Source organism: Clostridium acidisoli DSM 12555 (assembly GCF_900176305.1).
Classification (GTDB): Bacteria; Bacillota; Clostridia; order Clostridiales; family Clostridiaceae; genus Clostridium_I; species Clostridium_I acidisoli.
In genome coordinates, this window is the sequence record NZ_FWXH01000017.1 from 1 (window position 1) to 14,362 (window position 14,362).

Consider the following 14,362-nt stretch of genomic DNA (forward strand, 5'->3'; position numbering starts at 1 on the left):
TATCCCCCACTTTGAGGCAGGTTACCCACGTGTTACTCACCCGTCCGCCGCTAGAAACCCGAAGGTTTCTCGCTCGACTTGCATGTGTTAAGCACGCCGCCAGCGTTCGTCCTGAGCCAGGATCAAACTCTCAATTAAAAGTTTGATTAAGCTCATTTCGCTTAATTTATTATCTAATGTTATTTCTAACATCAAAAGAATTTGCTGGTTTACTTAATTCTTATACTCTGTTTAATTTTCAAAGATCACTGCGCTGTCATCTGACAGCTTATATAGTATATCACGGTTTCAAACTCTTTGTCAACATATTTTTTCATGTTGATTTGTAGCTTGTCACTTGCGACGTGTTTTATAATATCATAATTTATCACTCTTGCTAATATTATATACTTTATTGTATTAATTTAAACCTAAAATTCTAAATTTATCTACATTTTTTACACATTTACTTGTACTGATACACTAGGCAATGTGTATTTGTTACTTTTACATTTATTACTATATTAAACATTGTTTTTTAATCCACAAACCCATGAAGCCTTTTTATGATGAGTACTCTACTATTTTTTATCTATAACACTAATTTAAATATTATTAAAAATATAACACCAGGCACTCCAAAAAAGCCTGCTATTAATGAAGTTACTATATTTATCCCAATTGCTAGTCCAAAATGTACCCCAACTAAATTTACTAAAAATAAAAGTATAGTTCCAAGCACTGCATTTATTATCAACTTTATTAATATCTTAAGTGGCCATGCTAGAAGTTTAACTACGATAAACAATGCAATTATTGCAATTAAAAAATAACCCACGTATTCCATTTAATTATCCCCCCGATTACAAGTTAATCTACATTTTCTTCATCTATGTGGATATTAAACCCACTAACTTTTATATTTAACTTTTTAGCTTGTTTAATAAGATATGCATATTTTGATCTAGCAGCTGCTTCTTTATATATTGCATAATCAACAAGCACTGGTTCATTTACAGTTTCAAAATAATCTCTACATTCCTGTAACTCTTTTATTGCTTCTTCTATTGCTGAAATTATATTTTGTTTGTCCTCATCATAGCTTTTATCATTTTTAATTCTGCTTCCCTTTTTTATGGTCATAAAAAAACCTCCCATTTCATATCTCCTTACAATTATAGACATAAAATGGGACAAATATTCCTTATATTTCTTTTCTACCTTCAAGTGCTTTTGATAAAGTCACCTCATCTGCATATTCAAGTTCTCCACCAACTGGTATTCCATGAGCTATTCTAGTAACCTTAACGCCAAGTGGCTTAAGCAATTTCGATATATACATAGCAGTAGCTTCACCATCAACATTTGGATTAGTTGCAACTATTATTTCTTTTATATTATTCTTAGTTCTAGTAACAAGTTCTCTAAGTCTTATAGAATCTGGACCTTTACCCGACATAGGTGATATTACGCCATGAAGTACATGATAAACTCCATTATATTCTCTAACTTTTTCTATTGCCATTATGTCTTTAGGTTCTTCAACTACACAAATTAATTCTCTATCTCTACTTGGATTTGAACAAATTGCACACGGGTCTGAGTCTGTAAAGTTTCCGCATACTGAACAATATTTAATGGTTCCTCTTGCTTTTATAAGTGCATTTGCGAATTCATCCACTTCATCCTTTGGTAAGTTCAATACATAAAGTGCCAGCCTTTGAGCTGTCTTATACCCTATACCTGGGAGTTTAGCAAATTCTTCAATTAATTTTTCTATTGCCACTGGATAAAAATCCAAAATATTCACCTCAATTATTATTAGAAAAAATTCTAACCTTACATCATATTAGAACATTCCGGGTATGTTCATTCCACCTGTCATTTTCTTCATACCTTCTGATGAGTCTTCCTCTGCTTTTTTCAAAGCTTCATTACATGCTGACATTATTAAGTCTTGTAACATTTCAACATCATCTGGATCAACAACTTCTGGGTCTATTGTTATGTCAACTAATTGTTTCTTACCATTTACAGTAGCTTTAACAGTACCTCCACCAACACTAACTTCATAACTTTTGTTTTCAAGTTCTTTTTGCATATCCTCCATTTGTTTTTGGAACTTTTGTGCCTGCTTTAATAAATTGTTCATGTTTCCTCCGCCCATTCCTGGGAATCCACCTTTTGCCATATATAAAACCTCCTAAAATATTTTCAATTTAATTTTTATCATTTAATTATTTTACCATTTACAGTGTCATTCATCAATAATATCAACAATTTCTTCACCAAATGTTTGCTTTAAAATTTCTTCTGGAGAAACTTTTGACTCCTCACTATTTTCCACACTATACTTTATTTTAACTCTTTCCTTAAGTACTTCAGAAAAAATCTCTTCCACCTTTTTATTATTTTCTTGTCTTTGAAGATTTTGTTTACTAAAATTATAGTTTTTTTCAAACCTTATTTCTATTATACTACCTTTACATGATATTGGTTCACCATTTGTAAGATGGGCCCCTAAAACTCTAAGCCTTCTTGCTTTAAAAGTTTCAATTATATCCTTCCAAACTTTCTTCACATCTTCTAACGTTATTTTTGAATCATTGTTAACAAAACTTTCTTCTACCTCCTGGATAGGCTCTGCTTTTTTTATTTGTTTAGCTGTTCTCTTTATCTCCTCTTTAACATTTCCCAAAGTAGATTCATTATTAAAGCTAATACTTCCACTTTTTATAATTTTCTCTACCTTATTTAGTCTTGCTAGTATTACTTCATTAGATGTATCATATTCAAATTTACACATTTTTATAATTGCTAACTCTAAATATATCCTACTCTGCTTACTCCATTTAGATTGCTCTTCTGTTTCTTGGAGTATTCTAATACATCTCATTATTTCTTCTATTCTTATTTTATTGGATTGTTCTTTTAGTGTTATTATATTTTCTTCTGACATATCTATTATTTCTTCTGGTTTTTTGCTCACCTTAACCATCATAAGATTTCTCATATGAACTATGAAGTCTTTAATGAATATGTTTATATCTTTACCACTGATTACAACCTCATCTACTACTATCATTGCGTTCTCAACATTTTTTTCTATTATTGAATCAGTCATTTTAATAAGATATTCATTTGTTACAAGTCCAAGCATATTTACAACATCATCATATTTAACATTGCCCGCACCTACAGAAATAGCTTGGTCTAAAACACTAATAGCATCCCTCATAGCTCCATCTGATATTCTTGAAATCAATCTAAGACTCTTATCATCTGCCATTACTCCCTGCTTAGTAACAATTTTCCTAAGCAATTCAAACATATCATCCTTCTTTATACGTTTGAAATCGAACCTTTGACATCTAGAAAGTATTGTTATCGGAAGTCTTTGAGGATCCGTTGTTGCTAGAATAAATATCACATTTTTAGGTGGTTCCTCTAAAGTTTTCAAAAACGCATTTACTGCTCCCATGGATAACATATGTACTTCATCTATTATAAAAACTTTAAACCTACTCTCATGAGGAGGATATTGAACATCATCTATTATATTCCTTATGTCTTCAACACCATTATGTGATGCTGCATCTAATTCAACAACGTCAATAGCTAATCCTTCATTTATTTTTTTGCACATGTCACATTCATTACACGGTTCTCCATCAATGGGATTTAAACAATTTACCGCTTTAGAAAGTATTTTTGCAGTAGAAGTTTTACCAGTACCTCTAGTACCACATAATAGGTATGCATGTGCTATTCTATTACTTTTTACTTGATTTTTTAATGTTATAGTTACATGTTTTTGCCCTACAACTTCATCAAATTTTCTAGGTCTCCATTCTCTATAAAGTGCCTTGTATCCCACTTCTTCACCCTCTTTGTACATTAACTTATTATAATTATATTATACTATTAGTGTTTGATTTATTATATAACAAAAAAGATGCTATTATAAGCATCCCAATTTTTTAAATTATTAAATGTTGTGCACCTTGCTTCGACAATAGCCCATAACCGTTACTTATATAGTTAGCTCAAACTAGGTTTTTCCACGGCACACGGAAGTGTTCACTTACCGCTGCTTTCTTCCGAACCTGACGGGTTTCATGAATTTCCGTTGCGTGGGACCCGGCTCTCAACACCACTTTTATAAGACAGACATTACAGACTAAAGCCTACACAAGGACTTCAACCCTGCTATAGCGGATTGCAGGTTACAAGACACCGCTAACTCCCCGTCTAGCACAACAAAGTTTTAATGGCGGAGAAAGGGGGATTCGAACCCCCGGTTGAGTTGCCCCAACACACGCTTTCCAGGCGTGCTCCTTAAACCTCTCGAACATCTCTCCAAATAGATTTTCCTTATAAATTACGATATTAATTTTTACACATTTCATTTAGTTAATGAAACAATGCTTTTTTATTATAGCAAATAATACTTTTTAAATCAAGAAAATATTTGTGCAAGTGTTTTTAATATATCTATAGTCATTGTATTTTGTCATATACATATATCGTATTCAATTTCATTTTTTAATATATCTTCCAATTGAATTTTTTGAGACAATTTACTAGTATCCATCATAAACATATTAAGAACGTTTACATCGGCTTTTACAACATTTTTTATATATCCTAATTGTTCAATAATATCTTCTGGATTTTTACCTAAAACACTCAAAGATTTAATATATAAAGTGTCTCCCTTGTTTATTGTATTTTTCATCTTTTCATATTCATTAAACTCATCATAGTTTGCATCACAAAAAACATCCTCTCTACTTACCCCAAATTTCACAAAATCACTAATTTGCATATTTAAGGATTGTTTTTCTACCAAAGGTCTAATATATGCGATTTTTTTATTAATCATACCTAATATACCTCCCTTTTTTAATTAAATTATACTCTATTGACTAAAAAAATACAATTATCAAAATATTATAAAAATAAAATTAATAAAAGCATTTTATTATATTTTTATTAACTAATTTATTTTTTCATATCTATGTTGTAAAATTATGATTATATATAACTATATAAAAAAATTCACCTTAAGGAGTGATGAAATGAATCCAGTTGCATTTTCAATATTCGGTCTTAGTATACGTTGGTATGGTATAATAATTGCCTGCGGTATGTTGCTTGCAATTATACTTTCTAGCTATACTTCAAAAATTAGAGATGTTAATTACGATGAACTTTTAAATATTGTTTTAATATCCTTGCCTTTAGCAATAATAGGCGCAAGACTTTATTATGTTATCTTTAACTTCAAGGATTATATTAGCAGCCCAATGGATATAATTAATATTAGGCAAGGCGGTCTAGCAATACACGGCGGCGTAATCGTTGGCTTAATTACATGTTTTACATATTGTTATAGAAAGAATTTAAAATTTTTAGAATATGCAGATGTGGCTGCACCTTCAATTATAATTGCACAAGCAATAGGAAGGTGGGGTAACTTTTTTAATCAAGAAGCACATGGTGGTCCTGTTTCATATAGTTTTATAAAACACTTCCCAATGTTTATACAAAAAGGCATGTACATTGATGGTGTTTATTATCATCCAACCTTCTTATATGAGTCAATTTGGGATTTGTGTACATTTTTCATTTTAATAACTATATTAAAAAAGTCAAAACGTCCTGGAATAGTAATCGTAAGTTATATTGGTTTATATTCCATAGGTAGATTTTTTATAGAAGGCCTTAGAACTGATAGCCTTATGCTTGGACCATTAAGAGTAGCACAGGTAGTTAGCTTGTTAGGTTTTATATTCTGGATATGTTCCTTAATATTTTATTTTAGAAAAAAGCCTTCCAAATGATGCTTATTAAATAAAGATTGAGATTCCCATGAATACTTAAGAGGAATCTCATCTTTATTTTACAAATACATTTTATTAATAAATTTAATCCCACTTATAGTTTTAAAATATTTATTTCTAATTGATATAATAGCTTCTCTATTTATATTGTCTTCAAAAACATTTACAATAAAATCCGCTTCAATTAACATCTGAAACTCTTTGCCATCTATTTTTGCGTAGCTATGGTGATTTCCTATCAAATGTAATATTCTACCCATGCTTTCATCTGTTATTTTATATTTTTGTAATATACTTTTAGCAACTGCTGGTCCTTCCATTTCTTGATATTTACCGGCGGATGAATTGTATTTTTCTTCGCTTACTTTTATCCCAATATCATGTAATATTGCTGAAACCTCCAAAATAAACTGACTATTATTGTCTAAACCCTCAAGTTCTCCTAAGGTCTTAGCAAATCCATACACTTTTATTGCGTGATTTATTCTCCTAACATCCCCACCAAAATATTCAATCATGTCACTCATTATGTTTTTTATCATAAACCTCACCTCTTAATTTAAAACTTAGAACTCGTTATCCAGAGACGTAGTAGCCGTTATCTCCCACTTTGAACAAGGTAGGAGTGTTGCAGATGGTATTCATCTGATAACTATAGAGTACATCTGTATTTGAATTTTATCAATAATTAAAAAGTGTAAGCAATATAACTTTGCTTACACCTTTTAATTATTGATTTGCTTGATCGCTTCCACTAGCATTATTATTATTATTATTTTGTCTGTTGCCCATTACACTTTTCATTACTGTGTCTGCTTGTGTTTGTGTTATAACTCCTTGTTTTACCAGGTCATTCAAAGCATTAGACCCACCATTTCTTCTGCCACCTCCATTTGACCCTTTCCCAGCTTCATTACCTTGAGTTCTAGTTGTAAGAGCAGTTAGTATCTTTGATGATTGACTATCTGTTATTGTACCGGCTTTAACTAGTGAATCTAAGTTAGTTTTGATCCTTTTCTCCATAGCACTCTTATCAAATTTTTTTCCTTGCTGTGTGCCGCCTCCTGCATTTGAAGCATCCTTACTCTGACATCCTACAAACGAGAAAATCGACATGCTTACTATTGCTATTACTATAAGTATTTTACTAAATCTTTTCATACTTTCACCATCCCATATATTCGTTCTATGCTTAAAATATTATCTTTTATTTGTGTAAATCACTTGGCAACTTTGTGAATAATTCATGAACCGCTTATTTTGAGCAAAAAAATAAATGGATTATTTAAATCCATTTATTAAAATATTGGCGGAGAAAAAGGGATTCGAACCCTTGGTGGAGTCTCCCCCACAACAGTTTTCGAGGCTGTCACCTTCGACCTCTCGGACATTCCTCCACGTTATTTTTAATGCAAGTTTCACCTTATTATACTATTTTATATATAAAAATCTCAAGTAATCGCTATATCATTTTAAAAAACATTATCTATTATATACTGTAGTGTTTGATTTTGGATATTTGTTTAAATCCCACTGATGATCTCTAGCCATTTGCTGGTCGGAAAGATCAAAATATCTGTATGATAGAATTTTTTTCCCATTTGTAGTCACAGGATCATCAAATGTAGCATCAACTTCTGTATAATTTCCATTAATTTTTACTATATTCCATGCATGAGATTCACCATTTGCAGTTCCCTTAACAACGTAACATTGCACTCCTGCCATATTTAAAAGCCTAAACATAGCCTTAGAATAGCCCTCACAAACAGCCTTTCCCAAAACTAAAACACCATAATCTGTGAATGATTGTTCTGGAAGTGTTCCTTTAATATAATTATCATAGTCATAGGAGGTATTATTTACTATATAATCATGAATTGCAGTTTCTTTTTCTAAATCATTCATTTTAGGATTTATAATCTTAGATATTATTTCTCTTGCTTTTATTTCTGTTTTATTCTTCATATCAAGCATCTGAGCTTTAGGTAATTTATATTTAAATTGAATTTTAATAACATATATATTCCCACTAGAATATATCGTGCCACTTGCACCTTGAACACCATAATCAATATCATAATAATCATCTAAAATCTTATTGATTGTAGTTAGATTATATGTACTTGAATTATAGTTGTTTATCTTTATTGATACACTGTCTTTAAAGTTTTCCAATGAGTTTTTTATTACATTATAATACTCATCGTAAGTATTTACAGTATAATCATAAACTTCTAATTGATCTTTTATCTGTGTTTGTGAATTATCTTTACCTATATTGTCGTTCACATCAATTTGCTTGTCTGACTGAGTGCTACTACTTGGAGCATTACTCAAAGATTTATTTAAATCGCTCTTATTTCCTGCCTTACCTGCTTGAGTCTGAACCTTATTATTACCTCTTTTTATATCTGCACTTTTATTACCATATATTGATGCTGTATAATTAAGTAGTTTGTAACAACTCTGAACTATATTTTCTTTATATACAATCCCACATGTAGCACCTAAAACAATAAGAAGTATCAAAAATTTATTTAAAACTTTCACTAATTCACCCCCAAATTAGATCTGCCAATAAATGCAAAGTCACCTAATATTTTTAAAAAAATCCGTAATTATATTGCTGCATTCCTGCGAGTACAACCAATTAACGTCCACATTATAATTTAAATAATCATTTTGAAGTAAATTTAAACAGGAACCTGCTGCACCCATAACAGGATCAAAAGTTCCAATATATACTTTTTTTATTCTTGCTGCAGCTATTGCCGCTGCACACATTGGACAAGGCTCTAAAGTAACATACATCTCACAGCCACAAAGTCTCCAATTTTCAATAATACTTGATGCTCTTCTTATAGCCAATATTTCAGCATGTGCTGTGCAATCCTTAGACTTTTCCTTTTCATTATGTGCCTTAGCAATTACTTTTCCTTCTTTTACAATTACAGCACCAACTGGGACTTCACCTTCATTAATTGCTTTTTTTGCTTCATCTATTGCTACATCTAAAAACCTTTTGTCCATTGCTTTGCTCCCTATTATAAATCTGTTCCTCTTATTATATCATAATAATCATATTAAAAATGTATAATTATTACATTCATATGCCTTATTTTTAAGTTCTTAAAAACAAAAAAAAATGCCAGTTTTATTACTGACATAAAATATATTTAAAGGGGTAATCTTTATATTACTATAATACCCCTCTTTTGTTATGTTTATGTTGATATATTGTTACAATATTACTTTAATTTGATAATATTTTGTGAACTACTTTTATTTAAAGTTTTTCTTTATGGCTTCAATTACTTCTTTATATTCAGCAACAGAAAGTGTAACGGGATTTTCTCTGTTCATTGCAAAAGTTCCACCCCATTCAACTTCACCTTTATGTTTAGGAACTATATGAAAATGTAGGTGATGAAGTGTATCTGCATACGCACCATAATTAACTTTATCTGCACCAAAAGCTTTAGAAACAGCCTTTGCTGCTCTAGCCACATCTTTTGTAAACAGCGCTAATTCTTTGTCATCTAAATCAAATAATTCCTTAACATGATCTTTATAAGCAACTATACATCTACCTTTATGTGTTTGATCTTTAAATAAGTATAATGTAGAAACCTCTAAAGGACAAACCTCTATCATTATTTCATCTAACTTTTCATTTTTATTACAATAAAAACAATCCTTATCTTTTGACATTGCTATTCCTCCTAAAATTTAATATCTCATTTATAATATCTTCAACTTTCATTATAATTATTTATGTTAACATTAACAATATATATGTTCATATTATTTTAAATTAACTATATTTCTTCATGTTAACGTGTTCTTTCATTGTTCTAATTATAAAAAAATAGCCAACTCATCTAAAAAGATAAGTTGACTATTTTTTGGTATATATATAAATTTAATTACTGTGCGTCTTCACTCTTAATTGGTTTTTTCAAAATTGCTAACAAAAGACAAGTTACTATTGCACCAATTAAGATTGCTAGAATGTAAAGTAGTGGATTTCCATTAACTAAAGCAATTACAAATATTCCGCCATGTGGAACTGGAAGTCCTATATTGAAAAATAGTGCAAGTGCACCTGCTACTGCAGATCCAATTGCTGTTGCTGGAATTACTCTAGCAGGGTCTGCTGCTGCAAAAGGTATTGCACCTTCTGTTATAAAGCAAGCTCCCATCACATAACAGCTAAGTCCAGCTTCTCTTTCTTGTTTACTAAATTTGTTTTTGAAGAAAGTAGTTGCAAGCGCAATTCCAAGCGGTGCAGACATACCTCCTGCCATAACAGCTGCATGTGGATAATAATTTTTCTGTTGTATCATTGCAATTCCAAATGCAAAGGCAGCTTTATTTATTGGACCACCCATATCTATTGCCATCATTCCACCTAAAATTAAACCAAGGAACACTTTATTAGCAGTTCCCATAGAACCTAACCAATGTTGAAGTCCAAGATTAATTGCTTCAACTGGACCATCTATAGCAATATACATTATTGCACCTGTTATAAGAATTCCGAATAACGGATATATAAGTACTGGCTTTAAGCTCTCAAGCGATTGAGGAAGCTTAGAGAATAACTTTTTAAGAAATAATACTACATAACCACCAAGGAATCCAGCAATAAGACCACCAAGGAATCCAGCTTTACTGTTATATGCTAAAAATCCACCTACCATTGCAGGTGCAAAACCAGGTCTATCTGCAATACTCATACCTATAAAACCGGCAAGTACTGGAACCATTAGTGCAAATGCGTTATCACCACCAACAACTGATAGCAATTTAGATATATATGCAAGTTGAGGGTTACTACTCTTTTCAAAAATAAATGAAAGAGCTATCAATATTCCTCCACCTATGATAAATGGAAGCATATTTGAAATACCACTCATAAGATGCTTATAAAAACCCACTCTTTCACCTGAAGATGATTTTTCTGTGCCACCTTCATGTTTATAGATCGGAGCGTCTCCATTTAAAGCTTGGTTTATAAGTTCTTCTGGCCTCTTTATTCCTTGGACAACAGGTACCTGAATAACTTTTTTACCATTAAATCTTGCCATTTCAACTTGCTTATCAGCAGCTACTATTATACCTGCCGCTCTCTCTATTTCGTCGTCAGTTAATCTATTTTTAACACCAGTAGAACCATTTGTTTCTACTTTAATGTCTACTCCCATATCTTTTGCTTTGTTCTTTAATGCATCAGCTGCCATATAAGTATGCGCTATTCCTGTTGGGCAAGCTGTTACCGCTAACACTAAACCTTTTGAACCTTCAGACTCTACGACTACAGATTCTTCTGCCTTTTCTTCTTCTAGTTTTTCTTCTTCTTGACTATCAATTAAACTTAAAACCTCTTCTTCTGTTTTAGCTGCTAGTAATTTTGTTTTAAAGTCTGGATTCATTAGTAGTGTTGATAATCTTGATAATGTTTCTATATGAGTGTTGTTTGCACCTTCGCTGGCAGCAATCATAAAAAATATATTTACTGGAGCGCCATCTAATGCGTCATAATCAAGACCAGCATCAGATCTTCCAAAGGCTAGCGCTGGTGTTTTTACTGCAGCAGTTTTTGCATGAGGTATCGCTATCCCATCACCTATACCTGTAGAAAATTCTGATTCTCTTTTTAATATTGCCTTTTTATACTCTTCTTTATCATTTAGTCTTCCAGCGCTGTCCAACTTATTCACTAATTCATCAATTACTTCTTCTTTACTGCTTGCCTTTAAATCTAAAATTATAGTGTCTTTTTTTAAAAGTTCTGTAATCTTCATATTTTCCTCCCTTACACACCCTTATTTTTCTCAAAATTTTTAAATAATATATTAAATACCATAACATTTTTATATAAATTCACTACAGATAAGTGGTGCATCAATTAATCAATTTTAGTTACGACCACGCCTGATAGGTAATGCTCCACATCTTCTTTTTTGCATAAATCCTTTGAAAATGCTGTAGCACTTCCTGAAGTAGCTCCCCACCTAAATGCTTCAAGCAGGTCTTCTGTCTCTGAATATTTAGCTAAAAATCCTGCTATAACTGAATCTCCTGCTCCAACTGAATTTTTTACTATTCCCTTTGCTGGAGATGCATGATACACTCCACTTTCACAAATTAAAAGGGCTCCTTTTTCAGCCATAGATATAATTACATTTTGAGCACCCATATCTATAAGTTTCTTCGCATATTTTATAATTTCATCTATATTTGTAAGTTCTTTGTTAAAAATTTCACCCAGTTCGTGATTATTAGGCTTTATTAAAAATGGCTTATTCTTAAGTGTAGCAACTAAAGCATCACCAGTAGTATCTACTATAGTTTTTACATTTTTAGCTTTGCACTTTTCTTGCAATACAGCATATATATCACTAGGAACAGATTTTTGAACATTTCCTGCTAGAACAAGATAATCATCTTCTGTAAGATTTTCTACTATTTTAAATAATTTATCTAAATCTTCTCCTGTAATTAAAGGTCCTGATCCATTTATTTCTGTTTCTTCTTTTGACTTAAGTTTAACATTTATTCTAGTGTCTTCACTTACTTCAATAAAGTTAGTTTCAACACCTTGACTCTCTAATGAATCAATTATAAATTTTCCAGTGAACCCACCAATAAAGCCCAAAGCTTTACTTTTTACTCCAAGATTATTTAAAACTCTTGATACATTTATACCTTTTCCACCAGCAAATTTTTCATCGCTAGCTACCCTATTAACCAATCCAGATTTAAAATCGTCAACATTTATAACATAATCTATGGCAGGGTTGAAAGTTACAGTATATATCATTTTTACCCACAACCTTTTCTGTTTTTTAATTACTACATACCTATAATAATATAAAAATGCGCATTAAACAACACATATACGCAAATTCAATCAAATATTTTTTATATTTTTTTAATTTCACTCACATTTAAACATATATATGTAAATTTTTATCACCACAATAATCTAATTTAAATCAAATTATTAACCTATTATTCCAAATTATTAAGTAATAATTCATTCAATTTAAATGATTAAAGCTTTCATCCCCTTACTTTGAAGATGAAAGCTTTAATCTAATTAATTTCCATTGTCCTAATATTATATATAAATATTGCTACATAGCTCTATAGTATTTAAGCAAATATATTTATTAACAGTACCCCAATTAATCCCATGACTGAAATTATTGTTTCCATTACTGACCATGAACGCATGGTTTCGCCAATGCTAAGTCCAAAATATTCCTTAAACATCCAAAATCCAGGATCATTTACATGTGAAAATATAAGACTGCCTGCACCTGTTGCTAATACCATTAATGCTGGATTTGCATTTGTAGAAGAAATCATTGGTAATACAAGCCCTGCAGTAGTCATTGCTGATACCGTAGCTGATCCTAAAGATAATCTAAGTATTGCTGCAATTCCCCATGCTAAAATTAAAGGGGATATATTGCTTCCTGACATAATCGCTGCTATATACTTGCCTACACCACTATCTATAAGTACTTGTTTAAATGCACCACCGCCTCCTACTATTAATAATATCATTGCAATTCCGCTTGCTGCCTCGGCTAAGATTTTCATTATCTCTTCCATTTTCTTGCCTCTCATTATACCTAATGTAAAGATTGCAACAATAATGGATATAAACATTGCCATCAATGGGCTTCCCACAAATTCTGCAAAATGTCTAACACCAGATGTCTTTGGAAGCACAATTTCACACACAGCTGAAAAAGCCATTAATATAGGTGGGATAATTGCAGTTAAAACACTGGCCGAAAAACTTGGCATCTCTTCCTCTTCAAAAATTTTAGCTTTAAACATATTATTGGTAGCTTTATGATCTATGCCTTTTAAAAATTTAGTAAAAACAGGTCCTGCTATTATTACTGTAGGTACTGCTATTATAATTCCATAAACCAACGTCATGCTAATACTTGCACCATATATAGTAGCTATTGCTACAGGCCCTGGATGTGGTGGCAAAAATCCATGTGTAACCGACAGTGCCGCTGCCATTGGAATTCCTATGTATAAGAGTGGTAATTCAGTAAATTCTGCAATTGTAAATACTAGTGGTATTAATAGTACGAAACCAACTTCATAAAACATTGCTATTCCAACAATAAAACCTGTTATAACAACTGCCCATTGTATTCTTTTTATACCAAATTTATTAATTAAACTTCTTGAAATTCTTTGTGCTGCTCCAGAGTCTGCTATTATCTTTCCAAACATAGCACCAAAACCTAAGATAAGAGCGAGACTTCCTAGTGTTCCTCCAACACCATTTTGTATAGAAGTAACTGTATTAACTGGATTCATCCCTTCTGCGATTCCAACAACTAAAGCTACAAGAATTAATGATATAAAACCGTTTACTTTACATTTAATCATAAGTACTAACAACAATAACACACCAAATGCTACAATAACTAATGGCATTTTTATTCCCCCTAAAATTTTTTCAAAATTCTGATAATTTATTTTTGTTTATTCCT

The 14,362-nt window shown here is 31.3% G+C and carries 15 protein-coding genes, 2 tRNA genes, 1 rRNA gene and 1 other RNA gene; 1 reads left to right on the forward strand and 18 read right to left on the reverse strand.

Features of this window, described 5'->3' with window-relative positions:
• From B8978_RS15250 to B8978_RS15290, 9 genes are all read right to left on the reverse strand, one after another.
• Positions 1–138 (reverse strand): 16S ribosomal RNA (locus tag B8978_RS15250); the annotation flags it as partial.
• 433 nt (positions 139–571) lie between these two features.
• On the reverse strand, positions 572–826 hold the full coding sequence (locus B8978_RS15255; RefSeq protein ID WP_084117059.1) for a pro-sigmaK processing inhibitor BofA family protein: 255 nt from the start codon (positions 824–826) through the stop codon (positions 572–574).
• A gap of 23 nt (positions 827–849) precedes the next feature.
• A complete protein-coding gene (locus B8978_RS15260; protein WP_084117159.1) occupies positions 850–1,122 on the reverse strand; it encodes a YaaL family protein in 273 nt (90 codons plus the stop codon).
• A 61-nt stretch (positions 1,123–1,183) separates the two neighbouring features.
• The gene (recR, locus tag B8978_RS15265; RefSeq protein WP_139796067.1) at positions 1,184–1,780 is read right to left on the reverse strand and encodes a recombination mediator RecR; all 597 of its coding nucleotides are present in this window, start codon (positions 1,778–1,780) and stop codon (positions 1,184–1,186) included.
• Positions 1,781–1,828: 48 nt separating this feature from the next.
• Complete coding sequence (locus B8978_RS15270) at positions 1,829–2,170, reverse strand: YbaB/EbfC family nucleoid-associated protein (protein ID WP_084117061.1); 342 nt, start codon at positions 2,168–2,170, stop codon at positions 1,829–1,831.
• Positions 2,171–2,236: 66 nt separating this feature from the next.
• Positions 2,237–3,856 (reverse strand): DNA polymerase III subunit gamma/tau, encoded by a 1,620-nt coding sequence (gene dnaX, locus B8978_RS15275; RefSeq protein WP_084117063.1) that lies wholly within the window; start codon positions 3,854–3,856, stop codon positions 2,237–2,239.
• A gap of 118 nt (positions 3,857–3,974) precedes the next feature.
• Positions 3,975–4,239, reverse strand: an RNA gene (ffs, locus tag B8978_RS15280) — signal recognition particle sRNA large type.
• An 11-nt stretch (positions 4,240–4,250) separates the two neighbouring features.
• Positions 4,251–4,340 (reverse strand) — tRNA-Ser (locus B8978_RS15285).
• Between the two features lie 152 nt (positions 4,341–4,492).
• Positions 4,493–4,864 (reverse strand): recombinase family protein, encoded by a 372-nt coding sequence (locus B8978_RS15290; RefSeq protein WP_084117065.1) that lies wholly within the window; start codon positions 4,862–4,864, stop codon positions 4,493–4,495.
• A gap of 196 nt (positions 4,865–5,060) precedes the next feature.
• Between B8978_RS15290 and lgt the strand changes: the two genes are divergently transcribed.
• Positions 5,061–5,825 (forward strand): prolipoprotein diacylglyceryl transferase, encoded by a 765-nt coding sequence (gene lgt / locus B8978_RS15295; RefSeq protein WP_084117067.1) that lies wholly within the window; start codon positions 5,061–5,063, stop codon positions 5,823–5,825.
• Between the two features lie 59 nt (positions 5,826–5,884).
• On the opposite strand, the gene B8978_RS15300 is transcribed toward lgt, so the two are convergent.
• The 9 genes from B8978_RS15300 to B8978_RS15340 all read right to left on the reverse strand — a co-directional run bounded on the left by B8978_RS15300 (position 5,885) and on the right by B8978_RS15340 (position 14,306).
• On the reverse strand, positions 5,885–6,367 hold the full coding sequence (locus B8978_RS15300) for an HD domain-containing protein (RefSeq protein ID WP_084117069.1): 483 nt from the start codon (positions 6,365–6,367) through the stop codon (positions 5,885–5,887).
• Between the two features lie 187 nt (positions 6,368–6,554).
• On the reverse strand, positions 6,555–6,986 hold the full coding sequence (locus B8978_RS15305; protein ID WP_084117071.1) for a hypothetical protein: 432 nt from the start codon (positions 6,984–6,986) through the stop codon (positions 6,555–6,557).
• A 146-nt stretch (positions 6,987–7,132) separates the two neighbouring features.
• Positions 7,133–7,222, reverse strand: a tRNA-Ser gene (locus tag B8978_RS15310).
• An 85-nt stretch (positions 7,223–7,307) separates the two neighbouring features.
• Positions 7,308–8,378 carry a transglutaminase domain-containing protein gene (locus B8978_RS15315; protein ID WP_084117073.1) on the reverse strand — a complete coding sequence of 357 codons (1,071 nt, stop codon included), beginning with the start codon at positions 8,376–8,378 and terminating at the stop codon, positions 7,308–7,310.
• Positions 8,379–8,417: 39 nt separating this feature from the next.
• Complete coding sequence (locus tag B8978_RS15320; RefSeq protein WP_084117075.1) at positions 8,418–8,858, reverse strand: nucleoside deaminase; 441 nt, start codon at positions 8,856–8,858, stop codon at positions 8,418–8,420.
• A gap of 252 nt (positions 8,859–9,110) precedes the next feature.
• Positions 9,111–9,539: an HIT family protein gene (locus B8978_RS15325; RefSeq protein ID WP_084117077.1), complete on the reverse strand. Its 429-nt coding sequence runs from the start codon at positions 9,537–9,539 to the stop codon at positions 9,111–9,113.
• 215 nt (positions 9,540–9,754) lie between these two features.
• Complete coding sequence (locus B8978_RS15330) at positions 9,755–11,635, reverse strand: PTS fructose transporter subunit IIABC (RefSeq protein WP_084117079.1); 1,881 nt, start codon at positions 11,633–11,635, stop codon at positions 9,755–9,757.
• A 104-nt stretch (positions 11,636–11,739) separates the two neighbouring features.
• Positions 11,740–12,654 carry a 1-phosphofructokinase gene (gene pfkB / locus B8978_RS15335; RefSeq protein WP_084117080.1) on the reverse strand — a complete coding sequence of 305 codons (915 nt, stop codon included), beginning with the start codon at positions 12,652–12,654 and terminating at the stop codon, positions 11,740–11,742.
• A 335-nt stretch (positions 12,655–12,989) separates the two neighbouring features.
• Positions 12,990–14,306: a gluconate:H+ symporter gene (locus B8978_RS15340; protein ID WP_084117082.1), complete on the reverse strand. Its 1,317-nt coding sequence runs from the start codon at positions 14,304–14,306 to the stop codon at positions 12,990–12,992.
• Positions 14,307–14,362: the final 56 nt, after the last annotated feature.